Below are 24,104 nucleotides of genomic sequence, written 5' to 3'. Positions count from 1 at the left end.
GTTCGGAGCGTCAGGCAAACGGCGCCACATTGAAGGTCATGCTGACGATCGCCATCAGGCCGAGCAGCCACAGCAGGCCGGCGGTGATCAGCGTCAGCGAAACCGGGTAGTTGCTCTCGCCATGAACCAGGCCTTCCTGGATCATCAGCACACGCTCGGCGCGTAGCCCACGCATGTAACGCAGGTGGTAGACGATGCCCAGGGTCAGCATGACCAGCCCCAGCGCGACCAGTGCCACGCCGAAGTTGCGCGGTGCATGCGGGCTCAACCCCACCTCCGTGGTCTGCAGCAGATGGCCGAACACCTGATAGATGGTGAAGCCGAAGCCGATCAGTGACAGCGCGGTGCGGATGATCGACATCAGGGTGCGGTCCGCGCTCATGCGGGTGCGCTGGAAGGACATGCCGGTGCGGCGCGAGGACAGCTCGATCGATGCCTCATCGGTGCCACCCAGCAGATCGCGCGCCTGCTTGATCTTGAGTGCACGCTCGGACAAACGCTTGGCGGGATCCTGTTCGCTCATGGCTTGGGGTTCTTTGGGTTGGACGAGTCAGCGTCGCGGCGCAGCCAATGGCTGGCGATGCGGTTGATAGGACCGCGCAGCAGCAGGTAGGGAACGAAGCCCAGCACGATGGCGATCACCAGCGTCTCCAGCGGGTACTCGAAGCCACCGAACACGCGGAACTGGTAGATCACATCCATGCCCACACCCAGCAGCAGGATGCGGGTGGTGGCGGTGACGCCTTCGCGCCATACCACCTTGCGCTCGTCGAGGGAGCCATGGGACAGCAGCCAGGCGTAGGGCGACTTGCCGGCCTTTGCATCCTTGATTCCGTCGATCAACGCCGTGATCAATGCCATCGTCGGCTGCAGGAAGAAGCGAAAGGTCATCGGACCATCCGTTCGTTCCATCATGTCCATCCAGAACCGGCTTGCAAAGTCGATCACAGACACAGAAATCATTGCGTGGGCCTTTGCGACAGAGCCCCAGCTTGACCGTGGGGTGCGGCCCGAACAATCGAGATTAGTACTGCATCGCGCCCAGTATTTTTACTGCGTCAGCCGTGTCGCACCGGCGCGCTATGCTCGATTCGGCCGCGTTGCCTGGCGACGTGCGCCGCGTCCTCTTCCACCACTTGCGCCATGGATCGCCATGAACCGGGACATGTACTCATTGATGCGTGGCGGGCTGGTGCATCGCGCCATGCACGCCGCAGGCATGTTGAGCGGAAGGGTTCACCTGGCAGCATGGCTGGCGGCGGCCATCGTCGCGGTCTGCGTGATCCCGCTGCTGGTGCTGACCGCCAGGGCCGGCACGTTGTGGCAGCAGCCGCCCATGATGACGCTGCTCGGTGACTACGCGACGTTGAGCAGGCTGCTGCTGGCACTGCCGCTGCTGGTGATCGCCGCACCACGTTCGGACGCCCTGCTGCGCAATGCATTTCGCCAGTTGACACATGCCGGCCTGGTGCATCCCAGGCGACAGGCACGCCTGGATGCACTGCTGCAGCGCGTGCGTGGTTGGCGCGACAGCTGGCTGCCGGAGGCCGTGTGCGTGCTGATCGCCTTCGCGCCGCTGCTGATGACCAGCACCGCAGTCAGCCTGTTGCCTGGCGTGGTCGACTGGCGCCTGCATGACGGGGCGCTGACACCGGCCGGGCGCTGGTACGAATGGGTGGCGGTGCCCCTGTTCCGGCTGGTGGGCTTGTTGTGGCTGTGGCGTTTCGTGCTGTGGACCTGCCTGCTGTACCGGCTGCCGCGTGCCGGCCTGAGCCTGTATGCCGAACACCCCGACGGTGCCGGCGGCCTTGCCTTCATCGGCCTGGCACAGGAGCGCTTTGCGGTGTTGGCGCTGACCGGCGGCATCCTGCTCTCCGGCTTCTGCATCAACCACATCGAGTATCTGGGCGAGAGTCTGTACGACATGCGCCACCTGCTGGCCGGCTACGTCATCGGCGCCACCCTCTTCCTGATCGCACCGTTGCTGCTGCTGATGCCGACCATGATGCGAACCAAGCGCCACGCGCTGTACCGTTTCGATGCATTGGGCAACCACGCCACAGCGCTGTTCGATCAACGCTGGCAGCCGGTGGCGGAAAAGCCGGGCGAAGCAGAGTCCCTGCTCGACCATGGCGACGCTTCGGCGTTGGCCGACTTCGGCGGCGTCTACCAGAACCTGGTATCGATGTCGGTGGTGCCACTGAATCGCTGGAACCTGCTGTGGATCGCCCTGCACGCGGTGGTGCCGCTGTTCCCGCTGGTGCTGTTTGCGATGTCGGTGGACGATCTGGTCAAAAAGCTGCTCGGCGTGCTGGTCTGAGCCGCGGTCCAATGAACGCCAGGCTGTTCAGTTCCGGCCCGAACCACACAGCGAACGGGATACGAACGACACCCCGCCCATCGCCGCGCTGACCGCCTGCAACAGGTCGTCGCCCGCATCGGATTTGAGCACGTAGCTGCAGGTGCCCAACGCCATCGCGCGGCTCACCATCTGCGGCTCGGCATGCACGGTGATGAACACCACGCCCAGCCCCGGCCGCTGCTGGCGCAGGCTTCGCGCCGCGTCCAGCCCATTCATCTGCGGCATCGCGATGTCAGTGACCACCACATCCGGACGCATGCGCCGTGCCGCCTGCACCAGCGACATGCCGTCCTGGACCAGGCCAATCACCTCGAATTTCTGGCACAGCAGATCACGCAACTGCCATGCCATCGCATTTCCATCTTCGGCCAACAGAACACGGACGACATTCATGGCACCCGCCAGTTCGACGCATGCGTTGATGGTGTCGCGCCCGCCCGCTGTGTGACAAGGGAAAAACAACCGTGGAAGGGCAAGTAAATTTACTTGCCTTGATCCCGTAGCCGACGGGGGGCATCAGTGGCGGATCAGGCCTTCCTGCTCGGCCCTGCGCACCAGCTCCAGCGTTCCGTGGACGCCCAGGGCCTGCATGATCGCGTACTTGTGCGACTCCACCGTCCGCACCGAGACCCCCAGCTCGTAGGCAATCTGCTTGGAACGCAGGCCGCGGGCAACGTATTCAAGAATGCACAGCTGTTTTTCGGTCAGCGTGTACCGGCTCCTGCCCGAGCTTGCGATGGCGTTGGCCGCCAGCGTTGGCGATACATAGGTCTGTCCGTCCATCACGCCGTTGAGCGCACGCACCAGCTCCTCGCCGGCCGCACTCTTGAGCACATAGCCTCGCGCGCCGGCACGCAGCGCTTCGACGGCCATGTTCGATTCGTTGTGCATGGTCAGGAACACGAAGGGCGTAGGGCAGCCTTCGTTGCGCATGACCCGCATCGCATCGATGCCGCTGATGCCGGGCATGCTGATGTCTGCCACGACCACATCCGCCGGATCGCGCCGCAGCGCCTCGACCAGTTCCTCACCCGAGGCGACCAACTCAATGGATTCGAAGCAATCAGTCAGCAATCGCTCGATGCCCTGCGCCACCAGCATGTGGTCGTCGGCTACCAGGACCCTGCGAAACGGCGTAGCTGTTGACTGCATACACGAAACGCTCATTGCGCTGCCTCCGTTGGCATCAATCATCCCCTGATTGAACTGGCGGGCTGCCTTGTCGCCGCGCTACGGCCTGCACACCGTAAGAACGCGTACCACATTCACCCGACAGAGCGCAGAACATGCGAGCACCGGCGTGATGCGGCTGTGATGCGTCAGGTCTGCATGGCAGGGCTTTACCGACGATTCGGTGCTGGCATGCCTGCGCCGGCAATTCAGGAACGCAGCGTGTCGCGTGGGCATTCACCGAAGACATTGCGGTACATCACCGAGAACCGCCCAAGGTGATTGAACCCATAGCGGGTTGCGATCTCGGTCACATTCGCTCGCCCTTCGGCATGCAGGAGGGCACTGCGCGCGTGATTCAGGCGCGCCATCTGCTGCCAGTGGCAGGGGCCATGACCGTAGACGTCACGGAACAGCCGTTCCAGCTGCCGTTCGCCCACACCCAGCGCCAGCGACAGCGACAGGCTGTCGAATGGCCGATCCAGGTTTGCCTTGAGGAACTCCTCGGCGCGCCGCACCAATGCATCGCGATGGCGTTCCAGCCAGACGCCCCGTTCGCGTCGCCCCGGACCCGCATCGCTGGCGCTCACCGCATCGACAAACACGGCCAACAGCAGTTCAGCCTGTGCGGCCACCTGTTCAGACGTCACCAGCCCCTGCCGCGTGGCTGCATCGTCCAGCACCTTGGTCACGCCATAACGCAGGGAGTGCGCGATGCCCGGCGCCGAGGGCCGGCTATACCAGCCACGTTGGGGCAAGCGCAGCTCACGCCCGATCCTGCGCACCGCCGCCTTCTGCAGCACCTCGCGCGGAATCAGCAGCACCGCCCACTGCCAGCCGCCCGGCCATGGGCGCACATTCAACTCGCTGTCTTCGGCGAACACCATCACCTCGCCGGCACCGATCCAGCGGCCATTGGCCCACATCGGCCGTGTGCAGGAGACCGCCAGCGCCAATGCGATCATGCCTTCGCTGAAGCTGCCACTGGCAAAGATCGGCAGCGTGTAAGTACCGCTGTCCAGGCTGAATTCCGGAAACACCAGGCGCTGCAGACAGGCGCGGAAATGCCCGGCCGCAAGCAACCGTTGCTCGAATCGGGTGTCACGTACAACGCCCAACAGCGCATCGGCATCAAAGCCGTCAACCACGAAGCGGCTGTAGTGGGCCATCGGTTCGTCCATGCGGCCTCCCGGGCACGTCGGAAACTGGATAGCGCCCAATCCGGCAAGATGCTTTGATCGGTGTGATTGCCGGGTGGATACAGCACTGCTGGATGCACAACGCAGCTGTACTGCCTGCCAAGCGTGAACCGCATCACGTCGACACATCGTTAAAACGGCACGCCTTTGACAGGGATGCCGTGATGAACCCCCGTCGATCCGAAGCTCTTCCACGCACGCCGTTTCGAGGTCCATGTTCAACGTGGTCGCCAACGTCAAGCACATCGGTTCAGTACATGCGAACGCCGACGGCGCAGGGACAGCTGCAACCTCAACGCGAAAATACACACCACACTCACTGAACCTGCACAGCACGCTCACATATGGGCTGCCGCTTCTGCTTGGCTGCCTGCTTGGCCACCTGCTGCCGGGCATCGCGCAGACGCTTGGCTTCCGCCTGCACGCGCTGTGGATTCCCGGTCCGCTGCTGCTGGGATGGCTGCTGTTTGCACCGCGTCCGGCATGGCACCTGTGCGTGCTGGCCGCCTGCACCGGCACGCTCCTGGCGTTCGCCTTGTTTCCTTCGGTGGCGGTGCACTGGGTGATCGCCAGCCTCGGCGAGTTCGCACTGGTCGTGGCGGTTGCATGGATTCTGCTGCGCTGGCGCGGTTCACGCGCACCGCTGGAGGGCTATCGCGAGATCACGCTGTTCCTGCTGCTGGGTTGCATGGCACTGCCGCTGTGCAGCGCATGGTGGCAAACGCTGTTCTTCGACGGCAATGCAAAAGGGCCAATGCCCGGCACGGTCAGCATGCTGGCCTTGGGCAACTGCGTCAGTTACCTGCTTGTCGTGCCGACCATCGTCAACCTTGCGCGCATCGTGCGTTCCCCCGAACGGCGACACGGCTGGAGTTGGCGCAGTGTCGGCCTGGCGTCTTTGCTGCTGTGTGTGCTAGGCGTGGTCTGGGGCATGCACTGGAACGACGGCGTGGCCATCCCGCTGCTCGCGCTCGCACCGATTCCATTGCTGGTGTTGGCCTTGATCGTGTTCGGTGTGACCGGCGCGAGTATCAGCATGTTGATCGTGGCCGTGCTCGGCATGCAGTTGAGCGTGCGCGGACTGGGGCCGTTTGCGTTCTCCGACGCCGAGCACAACCTGGTCACCGCACAGATCTGGATTCTGGGCGCCGGCGCCGCGCTGCTTTTCCTTGGCGCCTTGGCCGAGCAGAAGCTGTCCGGCCACCTCAAGCTGCAACAGGCGTATCGGCGTCTTGGCGAGCTGACCGGACGGATGCTTGTCGTGCAGGAAGAGGAACGCACGCGTATCGCACGCGACCTGCATGACGACGTCAACCAGTCGCTGGCGGCGATCTCGATCCGACTCAGCGTGCTGCGCAACCAGATTCCCGCGGCCGACCGTCCCAGTGTGGTTGAACTGCAGGATCAGCTGCTCTCGGTCTCCAACGACATCCGCTCGATCTCGCACGAACTGCACCCCAGCATCCTGCGCTTCACCGGCCTTGCCAGCGCGCTGGATGCGTTCTGCAGCAAACGCAGCGCGCGCGGCACGCTCAATCTGCGCTGCACCATCGAAGATACCCCCCGGCTCAGTGACGACCAGGAGCTGAGCCTGTTCCGGATCGTGCAGGAAGCCATCAACAACATCGACAAGCACGCCCGCGCCCGTGTGGCGCAGGTGCTGGTGGCCATACGCGGGCAGCACATGGTGCTGCGCATCGACGACGATGGCATTGGCATGCCCACGCCTACGCGCCTGCCGGTATCGCCAGGCCTGGGCATGATCAGCATGGAGGAACGCGCCCGGCTGCTCGGCGGCGTGCTGCTGGTCGAACGCAGCCCGCTGGGCGGCACCCGCATCGAGGTGCGCTTTCCGGTCGCCGCGCCGGCGCAGGACGCGCTGGCCGTAACAGCGCCCTGTCCCCAGTAAACATACTGACGGCCCCCGCGTAGAAAGGCGGTTGTGCGCCTGTCGGCCCAACGACACAGTGACCCGACCGCCCATGTCGCCGGATACGAAGATGAAACGGACGCAATTACCCTCCGCCTGCACGTGCAGCGGCCTGGCTCTGTTGCTCGCTGCAGTGCTGACCGGTGGTTGCAGCACCGCCCCGTTGACTGCCGATGCGCCCGCTCCGGCAAAGGTGCCCACCACACCCGCGCCGGTACCCGAGCTGCGGCCGGGCGTCCCCGCCGGCTACCTTGGTCATGACCTGCCCGACAGCCTGGCCCTGCTGCCACCACCGCCGGCCAGGGGCTCTGCAGGGTTCGCCCAGGACCAGGCGGTCCACCGCGCCGCACAGCGGCTGCGTTCGACGCTGCGCTATGCCCTGGCCAGCGCCGATGCGGACCTGCACTTCCCGCATGTCGCCAACACGTTCTCCTGCGCACTGGGCGTGCCGATCAGCCAGCAGCAGTCGCCACACCTTTACCTGCTGCTGCAACGCACGCTGGTCGATGCCGGGCTGGCCACCTACGGCGCCAAGAACCACTACAAGCGCACCCGCCCGTTCGTCTTCTATAAGGAGCGCACCTGCGCACCGGCCGATGAAGCCGAACTCCGTGGCGACGGCTCCTACCCGTCCGGGCATACCGCCATCGGCTGGACCTGGGCCCTGCTGCTGACCGAACTGAGCCCCGGCCAGGCCGACGCACTGCTCGCGCGCGGTCGCGCCTTCGGTGAGAACCGGCTGATCTGCAACGCGCACTGGCAGAGCGACGTACTCGAAGGCCGTGCGGTCGCCGCCGGCGCATTGGCCAAGCTGCATGCCAACGCCGACTTCAACCGGGACATGGCCCTGGCCCGCACCGAGATCGACATCCTGCGCGGCAGCGGTGCCGAAGCGAACGGCTGCGATGCCGAGAAAGAGGCGTTGGCGATCCCGATCCCGGGCGTGCAATGAGCCTGCAGACGCCAGGCTGAGAACCGGCGCCCAGGCCATGGGCAGGTGTCGGCCAAGCCTTGCTGCTGAACAGGCCACCGCCTGCTGCCGCACATCCGCACACCGTGCGACCAGGGCCACATCTGCTGGCCCGGCGCCGTCAAACCGCACACGCAGCGTCCCGCTCAACCCCCGGCCCCGCCCAGGAGGCGGGCCGCTGCCCTGCTGGGAACAGGATCGGCAAACAACAACAAAAACTATCTCGTGAATGTCGGGGAATACACTTTTACAGCCTTCCGATTCGCGCAGACTGCCCTCAAGGTTTAGAGGGAACCCCATGCGTAGCAAGCTGTTTGTCCCCGGCGCACGTCCGGAACTGTTCGACAAGGCCATGGCCGGTGCGGCCGATGCCCTGTCCTTCGACCTGGAAGATTCGGTGCCCGAGGCTGGCAAACAGGCTGCGCGTGCGCAGGTCGCCGCGTTCCTTGCCCGCACCGATGTCGCCGACGCCGGCAAGCTGCTGATCGTGCGTACCAATGCCACCGATAGCCCGCATTTCGCCGACGACCTCGCCGCCGTGGCGCTGCCCGGCGTGTGGCTGCTCAACCTTCCCAAGATCGAATCGGCCGCACAGGTGCGTCAGGCCGTCGCCGCGCTGGAGCTGGCCGAGGCCGCCAACGGCGTCAGCCAGCCGATCGGGCTGCTGCTCAACATCGAAACCCCGCGCGGGCTGCGCCTGGCCGCCGAGCTAGCCGCCGCGCATCCGCGCGTGGCCGGCCTGCAGCTGGGGCTGGGCGACCTCTTCGCGCCCAACGGCATCGCCCGCGAGCCGGCCAACGTGCACGGCATCCTGTTGGCGGTGAAAATGGCCGCCGCCGAAGCCGGCGTGTTTGCCTGCGACGGCGCCTGGCCGGACGTGGCCGACAGCGAAGGCTTCCGGATCGAAGCCGAGCTGGCCTGCAAGCTGGGTTTCATCGGCAAGAGCTGCATCCATCCGCGCCAGGTGGCGCTGGCCAACGCCGCATTCAGCGTGCCGGAGGCCGTGGTCGAGGAGGCACAGCGTATTGTCGCTGCCGCCCGCGCGGCCGATGCGCAGGGACGCGGCGCATTCCTGTTTGAAGGCCGGATGATCGACGCGCCGTTCCTGCGCCGCGCCGAGGCCATCGCTGCAACCGCCAGCCGGGGTTGAGGCGGGTTTTTGTTCCGTGACGGCGTGCCGTCACTTCTGTTTTCCTTCCGGGGTTTCATCCCATGACCAAGCTTGTGGCCAACGCATCGGCCTGCCTGAAACAGCACCTCACCATCGGCTTGCGCCTGTTGTTTGCCGTCTCGTTGCTTGCAGTGGCCGGCCTGGCCTCGGCGGAAAGCCTGAACTCGGTTGCCACCGGCACGCTGCCGGCACTGCCCGGCAACACCCCACCGCAGCAGCTGTTGTCGGTGGACGGACGCATGCTGGCCCTGGCCGGCGACAACGCCTGGTCGCTGGGCAAGGGTGACAAGGCGTGGGCGCCGCTGGGGCTGGGCAAGCTCAAAGCCGGTGGCATCCACGCCAGCGCCAATATCGGCGGTGTGAACTGGCTGCTGACCGGCGCCGATGCCGGGCATAGCGATCGCCTGGAACAGGTCGCGGTAAAGGGCAATGCACTGGTCAGCAACCGCACGCTGCCGTTGCCAACGGCACTGGCCGATGCGGTGTTCACCGCGCTGGACGGCACCTTCTATGTGGCCGGCGTGGACGCGACCGGCAACGCCCAGCTCTACCGCAAGCCCATCGACAGCCCGCAATGGCAACCGGCCGCACTGTGGCCAGGCAACGCCGGGCCGGCCGCGATGCAGGCGCAGAAGGGCGCGCTTTACGTGATCGATGCACCGGCCGGTGGCGCCCAGCAGCTGTGGCGCTGGACGGTGGACAAAGGCTGGCAGGCAACGCCACCGATCGACGGCACGCTGGTGCCGGGCTCACTGCGCGCCCTGGGGCAGGCGCACCTGCTGATGCAGCTGCGCGATGCCTCCGGCGTGGTCAACGCGCGTACCTTCCACACCATCACCAGCGCCTGGGCAAACCTCGACGACACCACTGCCTCCGCGCCGGTCGCAACCGCCGCGTTCGGCAATGGCCTGGCCTGGGCCGGCGCCGATGGCAGCTTCCACAACTTTGAACTGCAGAGCGGCAAGCACCTGCTGGGCTGGCTGGACTGGGCGGTGATCATCGTCTACCTGGCGGCGATGCTGGGCATGGGCGCGTGGTTCTACTTCCGCGAAAAGCGCGGCAGCACCGCTGACTTCTTCGTCGGTGGCCGCAGCATTCCGTTCTGGGCGGCAGGTGTGAGCCTGTATGCCACCAACACCAGCTCGATCAGCTTCATCGCCATTCCGGCCAAGGCGTTCGAGACCAACTGGCAGTACCTGACCAACAACCTGATCGCGGTGCTGGGCCTGATGTTCGTGGCGGTGTGGATCGTGCCGCTGCTGCGCCGGCTGGACCTGATGAGCGTGTTCTCCTACCTGGAAACCCGCTTCCACCCGGCCATCCGCATGCTCGCCAGCGCGCTGTGCATCGTCATGCAGATCGGTGCGCGCATGAGCGTGGTGCTGTTCCTGCCGGCACTGGCCATCGCCACCATCACCGGCATCAGCGTGGTGTGGAGCATCATGATGATGGGCGTGTTCACCATCATCTACACCGCGATGGGCGGCATGAAGGCGGTGATCTGGACCGACTTCGTGCAGGTGATCGTGAAGATGGGTGGCGCGATCTTCGCCATCTTGTTCATCGTGTGGACGCTGAAGGGCGGCTTTGGCGAGTTCGTCGCCACCGCAGCGATGGAGGACAAGACCAAGCTGTTCGATTTCAGCTTCGATCTGACCAAGGCCACCGTGTGGGGCTTCATCTTCCTGGTGGTGTTCGACGTGGTGCTGACCTTCCCCAAGGACCAGGTGCTGATGCAGCGCACCCTGGCCACCAAGTCGGACAAGGAAGCGGGCCGTTCGATCTGGGCGTTCGCCGCGATCATGATCCCGGGCGGCTTCATCTTCTACGGCATCGGCACCGCGTTGTGGGTGTTCTACAAGAACAACCCGCAGCGCCTGGACCCGCTGCTGCCGATCGATGCCACCTTCCCGCTGTTCATCGCCGCCGAGCTGCCGCCGGGCGTGACCGGGTTGATCATCGCTGGCGTGTTCGCCGCGGCGATGGCAACGCTGTCGAGCATCATGAACAGCGTGGCCACGCTGATCTCGGTGGATTTCTACGAGCGCCTGGCCAAGAACCCGAACCCGCGCAAGAGCGTGTTGTTCGCCGAGATCTCCACCGTGCTGGTGGGCCTGACCGCGATTGGCCTGGCGCTGATCATGTCGCGCTATGACATCCACTCGCTGTTCGACGTCTCCATCGAGCTGGCCGGCCTGCTCGGCGGCGGCTTCGCCGGTGCCTACACGCTGGGCATGTTCACCCGCCGGGCGAACTCGCAGGGCGTGGCGATCGGCGTTACCGCCTCGATCATCCTGACCTTCGTGGCGTGGTGGTTCAGCCTGGTGCACCCGTACTTCTACCTGGCCATCTCGATCATGTTGTGCATCGTGATCGGCTACGTGGCCAGCCTGTTCTTCCCGGCGCCGCAGCGTTCGCTGAAGGGTTTGACGATCTACAAGCAGGATGCGGTGTGAAAACGGGCCGGGCACGGTGGCGTAAAATTCGCCGATTGCCGCTGCCTGCCCCCCTCTCCCGCCAGCGGGAGATGTGCAGGGGGTGAGGGGAAGCTTCCAGCAAGCAGCCCCTCACCCGCCCTTCGGGCGCCCTCTCCCGCTGGCGGGAAAGGGGAGTTTGGCTTCGGCGACATAGAGATCAGACCGTGGAAACCCAGTTCCTCAATACATTCGTCACCGTCGTCGACCGTGGCTCGATGGCAGCGGCGGCACGTTCGCTGCACATCACGCCCGCTGCCGTGGCCCAACAGATCCGCACGCTGGAACGCGAGCTTGGCGCGCCGTTGATCGCGCGTGCCGGGCGTACCGTCAGCGTCACCGAGGAAGGCGCGCGCATCCTGCAGCGCGCGCGCGACCTGCTGCGTGGCGTAGCCGACCTGCGCAGCGTCGCCAATGAAACCGGCATGGCCGGCGAACTGCGCCTGGGCGCCTGCCCAACCGCACTGGGCGGGCTGGTGCCTGACATCCTGGCGCGGATGGTGGCCAAGTTCCCCGAGATCAACGTCTTCATCAAGCCCGGTTATTCGGCCGACCTGTACGGCGCGGTGGAGTCGGGCGACCTGGATGCGGCGATGGTGCTGCAAGCTCCGTTCGCGCTGCCCAAGACCTGCGACTGGCAGTTGCTGCGCGAGGAGCCGCTGGTGGTGCTGGCACCGGCACGACTGGCCGGCTGCGACCCGCACCAGCTGCTGCGCGAGCAACCGCTGATCCGCTACGACCGCCATGAATGGGGTGGCCGCCAGGCCGATGAATACCTGCGCCGCGTCGGCATCGTGCCGCGCGAACGCTTCGAGCTGAACGCGCTCAACGCCATTGCGGTGATGGTTGATCGCGGGCTGGGCGTGTCGCTGGTGCCCGATTGGGCCAAGCCCTGGCCCGAAGGCATCTCGGTGGTGAGCATCCCGCTGCCCGAGCCGAGCGAACCGCGTCGCCTGGGCATGGTCTGGTCACGCGCCTCGGTGCGCCTGCGCCAGGTCAATGTGTTGCTGGAGGAAGCCCGCGCGGCGTTGTTGCAGGCCCCCTGATGCAGTGCCGAGCCAAGCTCGGCAAGGGCTTCTGAAGCGGTAGTACCGGGCCACGCTCGGCAGGGAACAACCCCGGCAATGCCGCAGCCGAGCATGGCTCCGCTCCGCCGGCGGCCAACAACGCGCCGCCGTCATCCAATCGCAACAAACCCTAGGCAGTGAACATACAGAACCGCGCTTCTATCGCTGCGGAGCCACGCCTAGTCTCACGCCCAATGCCGGCACCACGCCGCAGTCGTCCTGTCACGGGATATCGCGCGCGGTCAAACGGTGAACAAAAAGGGGCGTTAGTCCCCGTCGTTATCTGGCGCAGTCGGCTCCCCTTGCCCGCTCCGTCGCACATTCAAACCGGGGGAGAGGGAACACATGATCAAGCCACTTTCGGCTGCAATCAGCGCCGCACTGCTCGCCAGCGTAATGAGCCCGGCCTTTGCGCAGGACAGCAACGACCAAGCAGTAAACCTGGACCAGGTCATGGTCACCGGCACGCGTACGCCGGTTGCCATCGAGAAGGTGCCTGGCGCCGTCACCCTGGTGACCCAGGAGCAGGTGCAGCGCACCTTGAACCTGACCGAAGACGCCACCGCGGTGCTCGCACGCATGGTGCCGGGCTATTCCGAATCCTCGCAGGCGATGAGCAGCTCCGGTGAGACCCTGCGTGGCCGCATCGCGCTGCGCCTGTTCGACGGCGTGCCGCAGGGTTCGCCGCTGCGCGAAGGCAACCGCAACGGCACCTTCACCGACATGGGCGTGATCGGCCGCATCGAGGTCATCAATGGTCCGTCGGCTGCCGAAGGCATCGGTGGCGGTGGTGGCGTGATCAACTACCTGTCCAAGAACCCGGAGGTGGATGGCCACCAGACCATCGTCAACACCCGCTACGGCACCCAGTTCAAGGACAACAGCGACCAGTCCAAGATCGGCATCACCCACACCTACCGTGGTGAAGCGGCCGACTTCCTGATCAGCGGCGCCTATATCGACCGTGGCATCGCCTATGACGGCGACGGCCGCCGCGTGGGCCTGAACACCTCCGGCTCGCTGTCCGATTCGTACAGCAAGAACCTGTTCCTGAAGGGCGGCTACAACTTCGGCGAAGGCCAGATGCAGCGCATCCAGGCCAGCTACAGCAACTTCCACATCGGCGGCAAGCACAACTACATCCCCGTGGAAGGCTGCCGCGCTGGTGACGATGGCTGCACCAAGCCCACCACCAACACCGCCGAGAAGGGCTCCATCGCCGGTTCGCTGGCCGAGTTCAACGACTTCGAACAGTTCGCGGTGAAGTACACCAACGCCGATTTCTTCGGCGGCGACCTGAGCGTGGATGCGTACTGGGCCGAGCAGGCCATGCGCTACGTGCCCGAGAACGGCGACGACCGCCAGCTGGTCAAGCCGATGCTGCCGGGCACCGAGCGCATCTGGGACCAGTCGGAAATCAACAGCGAGAAGAAGGGCCTGCGCTTCGGCTACGCCTACAGCGACCTGTTCAAGGTTGAAGGCCTGCGCCTGCGCAGCGGCCTGGACCTGGTGGAAGACACCGCCGAGCAGCGCCTGGCCCTGACCAACCGCCTGTGGGTGCCGCCGATGAAGTACACCAGCATCGCGCCGTACGTGCAGTTGAGCTGGGACATCGGCCCGGTGACGCTGGATGCCGGCATCCGTCGCGAAGACGGTGAGCTGGAGATCGACAGCTACACCACCGTTGCGTTCCGCGACAACACCCCGGTGCAGGGCGGCAAGATGGACTACAAGGCCAACATGCCCAACTTCGGCGCGATCTGGCGCATCAACGATGCCTGGTCGGTGTTTGCTTCGTACTCCGAAGGCTTCGGCATCGCCAACGTCGGCATCCCGCTGCGCAACATCCAGGCCAACAGCCCCTGCAAGGCCGTGTCCTGCATCGCCGACCTGCAGCCGCTGATCACCGAGAACCGCGAAATCGGCTTCAACTGGCGCGGTGCCAAGGGCCAGGTGGGCGCGTCGGTGTACCGCTCCAACTCGGACTTCGGCTCGACCCTGACCATCGACAAGGCCACCGACGACTTCATCCTCACCCGCGCTCCGGTGGAGATCGAAGGCTTCGAGCTCAACAGCGCCTGGACCTTCAACGAGCAGTGGAAGGCCACCTTCCTGTACTCGCGCATCCGTGGCCAGACCCAGTACTACCCGGGCTCGGGCCTGAAGAAGGAAATGGGCATCCTGGACATCTCGCCGGACAAGGCCAACGCCTCGGTGACCTGGACCCCGACCGACAACCTCAACGCCACCCTCGGCGTGAGCCGCACCTTCAGCCGCGATCTGCGCGAGACCTTCGTCAATCCGGCCAACGGCAGCGTCTATCTCAACGAAGAGGACACCTACGGCTACGCGCTGTGGGACCTGAGCGTGAACTATGACACCGGCCGTTACGGCGAACTGTCGCTGGGCATCGAGAACCTGTTCGACAAGCAGTACGTGTTGACCTGGTCGCAGCTGCCGGGCTGGCAGAACTACTTCTCCGGCCGCGGCCGGATGGTGTCGCTGTCGCACACCATCAAGTTCTGATAGCAAGGCAACAACGGGCGGCGCCGCAGGCAACTGTGGCGCCGTTCTGGTTTGATGGATGCGCCGGGCTACTGTCCAAGGCATCGCATTACCCCTTCTCCCCTTGCGGGAGAAGGTGCCCCAAAGGGGCGGAAGAGGGGTTGCGCATGCAATACGCTCAGTCCGCTGGGCCGCACAGATGCTGTTCTCCCTGGCTCCCCAGGCCCCGCTCCACGCCACGGCCTTTGCGCTGGCGCAAAGGCGCTCAACACGCTGCGAACCGGTGGTTCGTGCGCATGCTCGTATCGCCCCGCAAAGGAAGAGGGGTCAAGGCGCGTCCCTGCTACTGGAGGCTTCCATGCTTTGCGGTTCCAAATCGATGAAGAACGCGATGCAACCCACCGGCTGCCGTCGCATCGCCCGCAGCCTGTTGCTGGGCGCGATGGGCTGGCTGGCAGGCATCAGCAGCGTGCACGCGGCAGACAACGAACGCTGGCAGCGCCTGGAAACCTTCCTCGAACAATCCACCGGCCCTGGGCATTACCCCGGTGCCGTCGCCCTGGTCGAGCATCAGGGCCGCATCGTTTTCCACGGACAATGGGGCCACGCCGATCTGGCAGGAACCCGGCCCATGCAGGCCGACAGCATCTTCCGCATCTACTCGATGACCAAGCCGGTCACCTCGGTGGCGATACTGATGCTGCTGGAGGAAGGCAAGCTGTCACTGGATGATCCGCTGTCGCGCTTCATCCCTACATTTGCCGGGACCGAGCTGGTCGGCGGTGGCGACGACGCGCATCCGCAACTGACGCGCTCACCGCGCGCGATCAGCCTGCGCCACCTGCTCACCCACACCAGCGGCTTTGCCTACGACAGCGACGCACATGCGGTCGCCACCGGCCTGCTGCAACGCGCCGATGTGGACAGCGCCACATCGTTGCAGGACGTCGCCGCACGCCTGGCCAAGGTGCCACTGGCCGACGCACCGGGCACGCATTTCCATTACGACGGCAGCAACACCGAGCTGCTGGCGCGCGTGGTCGAAGTGGTCAGCGGCCAACCGTTCGCGCAGTTCGTGCAGCAGCGCATCTTCGAGCCGCTGCGCATGAACGACACTGGCTTTGAAGTACCGGCCAACCAGCGCCACCGCGTGGTTGATCTGCCCACCAGCACCGCCAACGGCACGCTGGTGCTGGACGATGGCGCCAGCGCACGCACACCCGGGGTCCGTCGCAAGGACTACGACAGCGGCGCAGGCGGTCTGTATTCCACCGCCGCCGACTACCTGAAGTTCGCACGCATGCTGCTCAACGACGGCCAGGAAGGCGGCGTGCGCCTGCTCTCGCGCAAGACCATCGACCTGATGATGGCCGACCAGCTCGGCGGCTTCACGCCGGCCATCGCCGGCTTCAGCAATGGCGAAGGCTTCGGCCTGGGTGGCTATGTCGTCACCAATCCGGCCGTGCGTGGACGGCTGGGCAGCGTTGGTCAGTTCGGCTGGTCCGGTGCGGCCTCCACCTACTTCACCGTGGACCGCAGCGAGAAGCTGATCGCGATCCTGTTGATGCAGTACCTGCCTGAAGGCGACAAGCGCCTGCCCTCGCCGGCCACGCCGTTCTACAACCTCGTTTACCAGGCCATTCCATGACCTCCACCGTTCTTGTCGCCGGCTCGGCCAATCTCGACTTCGTGGTGCGCGCCGCGCACGTGCCGGCACCGGGTGAAACCGTGCTCGGCCGTGAGTTCCGCACCTTCCCCGGTGGCAAGGGCGCCAACCAGGCCGTTGCCTGCGCGCGTGCCGGTGGCGCCGATACGCGGATGCTGCTGGCGCTGGGCAACGATGATTTCGCCAGGCCGATCGAAGCTTCACTTATCGATGCGGGCGTGCAGCTGCACACCGTGCGCGATGTGCAGTTGTCCACCGGCACCGCTTTCATCTGCCTGTCCGATGATGCCGAGAACGCCATCACCGTCGCGCCCGGCGCCAACATGGCATTGACCCCCGAACACCTGCCATCACTCGATGGCGTGCAGTGGCTGCTGCTGCAGCTGGAAACGCTGCTGGAAACCGTTCTGGCCTACGCACGCGCAGCGCATGCGGCCGGGGTCAAGGTCGCGCTCAATGCCGCACCGGCGCAGGTGCTGCCGGCCGAGCTGCTGGCGCTGCTGGACATGCTGATCGTCAACGAAGGCGAACTGGACGTGGTGGCCGGCAATCCGCCGGATCTGGCCACTGGCCTGTCGCGGCTGGACGTGCCGTGCGTGATCGTCACCCTCGGCGCGCGCGGTTGCCTGGCGCGCAATGAAGGCCACACGCTGCTGCAACCGGCGTTCTCCATTTCGCCGCTCGATACCACCGCTGCCGGCGACACGTTCTGCGGCACGCTGGTGGCGGCACTGGCCCGTGGTCAAGCCCTGCAACATGCGCTGCTTGCCGCCAGCGCCGCCTCTGCCCTGGCCTGCACACGGCTGGGCGCACAATCCAGTATTCCCGATCACGCCGAAGTCTCCGCGCTGCTGGCCGATGCCAGCCGCGTTCCCGGCGCCGACGCCCATGCCGCGCTTGCGGCATGGTGCGCGCTGTAAGCCCTTTCAGTTTTCCGTTGGATGAATGCCATGACCTCGCCTTACACCACGCCTGATTACGACAACGAAGCCGCCGACTACGGGCGCGAGGCAATCACCACCGAGTACAAGTTCTCGCACGTCACCACCGGCCGCTACCTGCCCACGCCGGGCAAGGCGCCTGCATGGCCGTTCGCCGACATCGGCAGCTGGATGATCGATGCCAACGCCAGTGCCGGCGACTGGCTGACCGAACTGAAGGACTGGCGCCGCGAGCACCTGGTGCGGATCGGCTACACCGACGTGAACTACCGCCGCCCCGAACTGCAGTGGGCGCAGCGCAACTTCGTGCACGCGCAGATGATGGTCGAGGACCGTTACTTCTTCGACGTGGACACCGCGCAGTACACGGTGGACAAGTACCTCGATGACCTGATCGCACGCTTCGGCGGGCTGGACTCGGTACTGATCTGGTACATCTACCCGAACATCGGCATCGACGATCGCAACCAGTTCGATCTGGCGCACACGCTGCCGGGCGGTCTGGAAGGCTTGAAGGCCGCCGTGCAGGCGTTCCAGAAGCGCGGCGTGCGCGTGTTCCTGCCGGCCAAGCCGTGGGACCACGGCACCCGTGATCCGGGCGTCACCCATTGGGACGGCCTGGCCGAAATCATCAAGGCCACCGGCGCCGATGGCATCAACGGTGACACCTTCAACGGCGTGCCGCGTGCGTTCTTCGACGCCTGCGATGCCAATGGCAACCCGGTGGTGGTGCAGCCCGAATCCACCATCAGCTCCGAAGAGCAGCTGATCTGGAACGTGCAGAGCTGGGGCAAGAAGGCGCCCGACGGCCCGGTGCCGCCGGTGTCCAAGTGGAAGTGGCTGGAGCCGCGCCACATGGTCAATTACGAAAACCGTTGGGGCCGCAACCGCAACCACGATCTTCAGTACTGCTTCTTCAACGGCATCGGCTACAACGCCTGGGAAAACATCTGGGGCATCTGGAACCAGTTCACCGCGCGCGATGGTGAAACCCTGCGCCGCATCGCCGCGATCTACCGCCAGTTCCCCCAGCTGGTCGTGTCGATGGACTGGGAGCCGTACCAGGTCTGCTACCAGGGCGGCATCTTCGCCAGCAAGTTCCCGGTCGATGGCCTGAGCCTGCACACCTTCATCAACCGCAACGAGTACGCGGTCAACGGCGAGCAGATCGGCCTGCCGCATGTGGACGGCACGCGCTACTACGACGTGTGGCACGGCGTGGAACTGTCGCCGTCGATCCGCGATGGCGTGGCGATCATTGAACTGCCGATGGAAGCACGTGGCTTCGGCGCGTTACTGAGCGTGCAGCCGGGCGTCGTACTCGAAGGCTTCGATGCATTCATGGCCGATGCCGCCAAGCGTGCAGAGCAGCCGCTCAACAGTTATTCCGGTGCGTGGAGGGCGCTCGGCCAGCAGCTGCGTGAGATCCCGGCCACGCCGGCACAGTCCAGTGCACCGGCCGGCATGGTCAGCATTCCGGCGGGCGATTTTGTATTCGCCGTCGGCGGTGTGGAGATCGAAGGCTTCAACTGGGCGGGCCAGGACGTGCAGTTCCCGTGGGAAGACTGCCCGCGTCGTCATCACCGCAAGCACATGCAGATGAGCGCGTTCCATATCGATCGCTTCCCGGTCACCAACGCGCAGTTCAAGGCCTTCATCGATGCCACCGGCTACCGCCCTGCCGATGACATCAACTTCCTTGCGCATTGGGTCGATGGCGCACCGCGCGCCGGCTGGGAGAACAAGCCGGTGGTGTGGGTGTCGCTGGAGGATTCGCGTGCCTACGCCGCGTGGGCCGGCAAGCGCCTGCCGCACGAATGGGAATGGCAGTACGCCGCCCAGGGCAGCGATGGCCGCAGCTATCCGTGGGGCAATGAATGGGACGCCGAACGCGTGCCGCAGGTGAACCGTGGCCGCCGCGTGCTGGCGCCTGCCGACGTCGATGCGCATCCGCAGGGCGCCAGCCCGTTCGGCGTGGAAGACCTGGTCGGCAACGTGTGGCAGTGGACCGATGAGTTCATTGACGAGCACACCCGCGCCGCCGTGCTGCGCGGTGGCTCCAGCTACCAGCCGCAGACCTCGCATTGGTATTTCCCGCAGGCCTACCGCCTGGACCAGCACGGCAAGTACCTGCTGATGGCACCGGCCAAGGACCGCAGCGGCATGCTCGGCTTCCGTTGCGTGGTGGATGCGGCATGAGTGCCGCCATCCACCACGGTCAGCGGCTGGTGGCCCCGGCGGCGGTGCAGCTGGACGGCCTGTTCGGGCAGATGCTCGCCGCCAACCGCAGCGGCCGGCTGAGCCACTTCATCGTCGATGAAAGCAGCCCGTCGATCAGCATCTTCGGCCAGGCGCACAAGCAGCAGAACCAGGAAGGTGACTGGTACGGCGAACACGCCGGCAAGTGGCTGTCGGCCACCGCACGTGCGGTGGCGCAGGGCAGCCAGCCGACACTGGAAACCAACCTGCGCCGCGTCGCCGATTGGCTTATCAGCCAACAGGACGACGATGGCTACCTGGGCAACTACGCCGCCGACCGCCGCTTCACCGTGCCGCAGCCGCCAAAGCCGGAGAGCTGGAACGGCGAACCGGCGCTGCGCACGTGGGACATCTGGACCCACAGCTACCTGATCCTGGGTTTCCTGGAAACCTGGCGGGCGCTGGGCGATGACAGCTACCTGCAAGCCGCGCGTCGCATCGCCGACCTGTGCTGGCAGGCGCTGGAATCGGGTATCGACATCACCACGCTGGGCAATCACCACGGCATGTCGGCCACGGTGCTGCTGGACCCGGCCGCCGACCTGTACCTGGTCACCGGCGAGCCACGCTATCTGGCACTGGCCGAGAAGATCCTGCAGCAGGCCAATGCCAACCCGCGCCTTGCACTGCTCGACAAGGGCATCGCTGGCGAGGATGCCGCGTTCATCGCCACCGGCAAGGCCTACCAGCTGTCATGGAACCTGGTCGGCCTGGCCAAGCTGTACAAGGCCACCGGCAAGCACGATTACCGCATCGCCATCGACAACCTGTGGAACAACATCCGCGAGCAGCACCTCACCCTCGGCGGTGGTCCGTGGGGCGGCGTGGCGCATCGTTCACGTGAAGTGTTCAACGCACCACGCACGTTCTTCCCGCAGGCCTATGTGGAAACCTGCTCGGTGCTGGCGTGGATGCAGCTCAACCGCGAGCTGTTGGCCATCACCGGCCATGCGCGGTACGCCGACGAACTGGAACGCACTGCTTACAACGACCTGCTCGCGGCGATGGCGCCCAACGGCGAGGACTGGTGCTACTACACCTTCCCCAACGGCAAGCGCGTGCACACCACGTACTGGCGCTGCTGCAAATCTTCCGGCGCGATGGCGGTGGAGGAACTGCCGCAGATCGCCTACGGCGTTGCCGCCGACGGTGGCCTGCGGGTGAATCTTTACGGCGCCGGCCAGGCCACGCTGGCGCATGCCGAGGCCGGTGCGGTGCAGTTGCAACAGCAGACGCGCTATCCGTTCGATGGCCAGATCACCCTGCGCGTGTCGCCGGAACAGGCGGCCACCTTCAGCATCGGCCTGCGCATTCCGGCCTGGGCCGAGGACGCACGCATCCAGGTCAATGGCGTCAGCGTGCCGGTGCAGGCCGGCGACGATGGCTACGTGCAGCTGCAGCGCCGCTGGCAGGCCGGTGACCTGGTCACCCTGCAGCTGCCGATGCAGCCGCACCTGCAGCGCGCGGCCAACATCAACGTGCAGGAATCGCGTGCGCCCGACGGCTCGCCGGTTGCGCAGGAAGTGTTGCGCTGGGAATACGTCGGCCTGACCTACGGCCCGCTGGTGTATGCGACCACGCTGATCGACGGCTTCAAGACCGATGAAACGGTGAAGCTGCCGGCAGGCGACCCGTCGAAGTGGCTGCGGGTGGGTGAAGACCACGGCGAAGGCGCCACGCTGACCATGCAGCTGGAATGCCGGGAGCCGTTGGTGTTCGAGCCGTACTACCGCTGCGGCGGGCGTGAGCACGGTGCCTGGCGCCTGAGCTGGCTGTCACTGGCGCCGCAATGAGATCGCGGCCGTTGCCTGTTTTCCTTCGGGCGGCGGGCACCGGCCACGAAGCGTATCCGGGGACAGGCCGAACCTCCTGTGGAAGTTTTTTGTCCTCGCTGAAAATACCCGCACGATATGTTTCTTCCCGCACACCGGGAGGAAACTGCAGGCAAGGAATCGAGTGCACCCCATGTCAGGAAGCCAAAGCCCCTCCCCCTTCGATATCGCCCGGCGCGACGGCGCCGCCGGCCCGCTCAGCGGCATCCGCGTACTGGACCTGAGCGCTTACATCGCCGGGCCGTACGGCTGCACGCTGCTGGCCGACCAGGGCGCACAGGTCATCAAGGTGGAACCGCCGGTCGGTGACAACCTGCGCAAGTACCCGTCCACGCTGGAAGCGGAAAGCCGCGCCTTCCTCGGCGTGAACCGCTCCAAGCGCGGCGTGGTGCTGGACCTGAAGGAACCGGACCAGCGCGCGGTGCTGATGCGCCTGGTGCGCGAAGCCGACGTGCTGGTACACAACTTCCGCCCCAGCGTGCCGGCCCGTCTTGGCATCGACTTCGACAGCCTCAACAGGATCAATCCGCGCCTGGTGTACTGCGCGGTCACCGGGTACGGCGAAGGCGGTCCGCTCAAGGACAAGGCCGGCTACGACCAGGTGCTGCAGACCATGACCGGCATGTGCGCGATGCAGGGCAAACCCGGCGGCGCGCCGGAAATCCTGTACGGCTCGGTGGTGGACTACTACGCTGCCGCGCTGGTGGCCGCCGGTGTCTCCTCGGCGCTGTACGAGCGTGAGCGCAGCGGTGAGGGCCAGTACGTGGGCGTGTCGCTGCTGCGCAGCGCGCTGACCATGCAGTCGGCACGGATGATCTGGGCCGATGGCGAGCCGGAAGGCGTGGGCCGCGACATGCGCTCGGGCGGCGTCACCGGCATCCACCCGACCGCGCACGGCCATCTGTACATCTCGGCCAACACGCCGCGGTTCTGGCAGGCGCTGTGCGAGAAGATCGGCCTGCCCGAGATGGGCACCGAGCCGCGCTACGACAGCGTGCGCAAGCGCGCCGAGCATTCGGACGAGCTGCTGGCCAAGCTGCATGCGGCATTGGCCGCCCGCAGCGCGCTGGAGTGGGAAGCGCTGTTCGGCGAAGAAGTACCGTGCGCCGCTGCACGCAAGGTGGAAGACATGTTCGAGCACCCGCAGGTGCTGGCCGAAGAAATGATCACCACGTTGCCGCACCCGCTGCTGGGCAACTATCGCGGCATCACCCGTCCCATCGTGTTCGGCCGCACGCCAGGCCCGCAGCCGTTCGCCGCACCGGTGTTCGACCAGGACACTGCTGCAGTCATCACCACTGTCAGCGATGACTGCGCCACGGACTGAGCACGCCGACCGTGCTTGAGCCCCCTCTTCCTTTCGGGAGAGGGGTTGGGGAGAGGATCGGGCTTCACCCGTCCGGCTCCTCTGACCAACCCATCCCGGAGCAACCGCATGACCGCTGCATCCAAGCTCGCCCAGCTGCGCGAACTGTCCGTCGTCGTCGCCGACACCGGTGATTACGACGCCATCAAGCGCCTGCGCCCGGTGGACTGCACCACCAACCCCACGCTGGTGAAGAAGGCGCTCGACCTGCCGGTGTACGCCGGCCTGATCGAGCGCGAGCTGCAGTGGGGCCGTACCCAATCCGGTGACGTGCAGGACGTCGCCAACGCCGTGGTTGATCGCCTGACCGTTGGCGTCGGCGCGATGCTGGCCGAGCTGGTGCCCGGCCGCGTGTCCACCGAGGTGGACGCCGACCAGGCGCACAACACCGCAGCGACGATTGCCAAGGCGCGCGAGTTCATCGCCATGTACGAAGCGGCCGGCGTGCCGCGCAGCAAGGTGCTGATCAAGATCGCCGCCACCTGGGCCGGCGTGGAAGCCGCGCGCGTGCTGCAGGCCGAGGGCATCGACTGCAACCTGACGCTGATCTTCAACCCGACCCAAGCGCTGGCCTGCTCGGAAGCCGGCGCGTTCCTGATCTCGCCGTTCGTCGGCCGCATCCTGGACTGGTACGTGGCCAACAGCCAGACCCCGGCCAGCATCGACGAAGACCCGGGCGTGCAGTTCGTGCGCGGCGTGTACGCCGAGTTCAAGCGTCGCGGTTCGAACACGGTGGTGATGGGCGCCTCGTTCCGCTCGACCGCGCAGATCGAAGCGCTGGCCGGCTGTGATCGTCTGACCATCTCGCCGGACCTGCTGGAAAAGCTGGACGCCGATTTCGGCGAACTGCCGCGCAAGCTGGTGGCCGGTGCGGCCGAAGCGGTGAATGTCGCGGCGATTGATGAAGCGAAGTTCGATGCGGACCTGGCTGCTGATCCGATGGCCACTGAAAAGCTGGCGACCGGCATTGATGCGTTTGCCAAGGATCTGCAGACGCTGCGTCAGCGTATTGCCGATGAGTTGGGCAAGTAAGCGACCGCAAGGACTCGGAACACCACCCTTCTCCCACCGGGAGAAGGTGCCCCGAAGGGGCGGATGAGGGTAGGCACGCAGCCGCGTGCCAATCAACCTCAGCGGGCTTCGCCCGAACCCTCTCCCCAACCCCTCTCCCGGAGGGAGAGGGGCTCAAGGC

The 24,104-nt window shown here is 65.7% G+C and carries 18 protein-coding genes; 13 read left to right on the top strand and 5 right to left on the bottom strand.

The annotated features are described in order from the left end of the window. Positions 1–10 precede the first annotated feature (10 nt). Together LR961_RS00950 and LR961_RS00945 are read right to left on the bottom strand one after the other, a co-directional pair. Positions 11–523 (bottom strand): DUF202 domain-containing protein, encoded by a 513-nt coding sequence (locus LR961_RS00950; protein ID WP_232146557.1) that lies wholly within the window; start codon positions 521–523, stop codon positions 11–13. Continuing rightward, the gene (locus LR961_RS00945) at positions 520–891 is read right to left on the bottom strand and encodes a hypothetical protein (protein ID WP_232146556.1); all 372 of its coding nucleotides are present in this window, start codon (positions 889–891) and stop codon (positions 520–522) included. The genes LR961_RS00950 and LR961_RS00945 overlap by 4 nt, the downstream gene beginning before the upstream one ends. Positions 892–1,153: 262 nt before the next feature. On the opposite strand from LR961_RS00945, the gene LR961_RS00940 reads away from it, so the two are divergent. After that, positions 1,154–2,320, top strand: coding sequence for a hypothetical protein (locus tag LR961_RS00940; protein ID WP_232146555.1), 1,167 nt, complete (start codon positions 1,154–1,156; stop codon positions 2,318–2,320). A 27-nt stretch (positions 2,321–2,347) separates the two neighbouring features. Here LR961_RS00940 and LR961_RS00935 read toward each other — a convergent pair whose 3' ends face one another. The 3 genes from LR961_RS00935 to LR961_RS00925 form a co-directional block, all read right to left on the bottom strand. Continuing rightward, positions 2,348–2,755: a response regulator transcription factor gene (locus tag LR961_RS00935; RefSeq protein WP_232146554.1), complete on the bottom strand. Its 408-nt coding sequence runs from the start codon at positions 2,753–2,755 to the stop codon at positions 2,348–2,350. A 123-nt stretch (positions 2,756–2,878) separates the two neighbouring features. Beyond that, positions 2,879–3,529 carry a response regulator transcription factor gene (locus LR961_RS00930; RefSeq protein WP_232146553.1) on the bottom strand — a complete coding sequence of 217 codons (651 nt, stop codon included), beginning with the start codon at positions 3,527–3,529 and terminating at the stop codon, positions 2,879–2,881. Positions 3,530–3,741: 212 nt separating this feature from the next. Next, the gene (locus LR961_RS00925; protein WP_269670523.1) at positions 3,742–4,713 is read right to left on the bottom strand and encodes an AraC family transcriptional regulator; all 972 of its coding nucleotides are present in this window, start codon (positions 4,711–4,713) and stop codon (positions 3,742–3,744) included. 232 nt (positions 4,714–4,945) lie between these two features. On the opposite strand from LR961_RS00925, the gene LR961_RS00920 reads away from it, so the two are divergent. The 12 genes from LR961_RS00920 (at position 4,946) to LR961_RS00865 (ending at position 23,944) form a co-directional block, all read left to right on the top strand. Next, positions 4,946–6,640, top strand: a complete 1,695-nt coding sequence (locus LR961_RS00920; RefSeq protein WP_232146552.1) for a sensor histidine kinase — start codon at positions 4,946–4,948, stop codon at positions 6,638–6,640. A gap of 91 nt (positions 6,641–6,731) precedes the next feature. After that, positions 6,732–7,613: a phosphatase PAP2 family protein gene (locus LR961_RS00915; RefSeq protein WP_232146551.1), complete on the top strand. Its 882-nt coding sequence runs from the start codon at positions 6,732–6,734 to the stop codon at positions 7,611–7,613. Positions 7,614–7,929: 316 nt separating this feature from the next. After that, entirely contained in the window at positions 7,930–8,781 is an 852-nt protein-coding gene (locus tag LR961_RS00910) for a CoA ester lyase (RefSeq protein WP_232146550.1), read from the top strand. 62 nt (positions 8,782–8,843) lie between these two features. Then, positions 8,844–11,258 (top strand): sodium:solute symporter, encoded by a 2,415-nt coding sequence (locus tag LR961_RS00905; RefSeq protein ID WP_232146549.1) that lies wholly within the window; start codon positions 8,844–8,846, stop codon positions 11,256–11,258. Positions 11,259–11,443: 185 nt separating this feature from the next. After that, positions 11,444–12,322 (top strand): LysR family transcriptional regulator, encoded by an 879-nt coding sequence (locus LR961_RS00900; RefSeq protein ID WP_232146548.1) that lies wholly within the window; start codon positions 11,444–11,446, stop codon positions 12,320–12,322. A gap of 366 nt (positions 12,323–12,688) precedes the next feature. Next, positions 12,689–14,869, top strand: a complete 2,181-nt coding sequence (locus tag LR961_RS00895; RefSeq protein ID WP_232146547.1) for a TonB-dependent receptor — start codon at positions 12,689–12,691, stop codon at positions 14,867–14,869. A gap of 337 nt (positions 14,870–15,206) precedes the next feature. Continuing rightward, positions 15,207–16,496, top strand: coding sequence for a serine hydrolase domain-containing protein (locus LR961_RS00890; protein ID WP_232146546.1), 1,290 nt, complete (start codon positions 15,207–15,209; stop codon positions 16,494–16,496). Beyond that, a complete protein-coding gene (locus LR961_RS00885; protein ID WP_232146545.1) occupies positions 16,493–17,434 on the top strand; it encodes a ribokinase in 942 nt (313 codons plus the stop codon). Before LR961_RS00890 ends, LR961_RS00885 begins: the two co-directional genes overlap by 4 nt. Positions 17,435–17,464: 30 nt before the next feature. Beyond that, complete coding sequence (locus LR961_RS00880; protein WP_232146544.1) at positions 17,465–19,654, top strand: formylglycine-generating enzyme family protein; 2,190 nt, start codon at positions 17,465–17,467, stop codon at positions 19,652–19,654. Next, the gene (locus LR961_RS00875; protein WP_232146543.1) at positions 19,651–21,507 is read left to right on the top strand and encodes a beta-L-arabinofuranosidase domain-containing protein; all 1,857 of its coding nucleotides are present in this window, start codon (positions 19,651–19,653) and stop codon (positions 21,505–21,507) included. The genes LR961_RS00880 and LR961_RS00875 overlap by 4 nt, the downstream gene beginning before the upstream one ends. 172 nt (positions 21,508–21,679) lie before the next feature. Beyond that, on the top strand, positions 21,680–22,873 hold the full coding sequence (locus tag LR961_RS00870; protein ID WP_232146542.1) for a CoA transferase: 1,194 nt from the start codon (positions 21,680–21,682) through the stop codon (positions 22,871–22,873). A gap of 108 nt (positions 22,874–22,981) precedes the next feature. Beyond that, on the top strand, positions 22,982–23,944 hold the full coding sequence (locus LR961_RS00865; protein ID WP_232146541.1) for a transaldolase: 963 nt from the start codon (positions 22,982–22,984) through the stop codon (positions 23,942–23,944). The last annotated feature ends 160 nt before the right edge of the window (positions 23,945–24,104 follow it).

It is taken from the genome of Stenotrophomonas sp. SY1, from assembly GCF_021202945.1.
In the GTDB taxonomy this organism is placed as follows: Bacteria; Pseudomonadota; Gammaproteobacteria; order Xanthomonadales; family Xanthomonadaceae; genus Stenotrophomonas.
The sequence above is the reverse complement of the archived record's forward strand: the minus strand, read 5'-3'. Positions and strand labels throughout refer to the sequence as shown.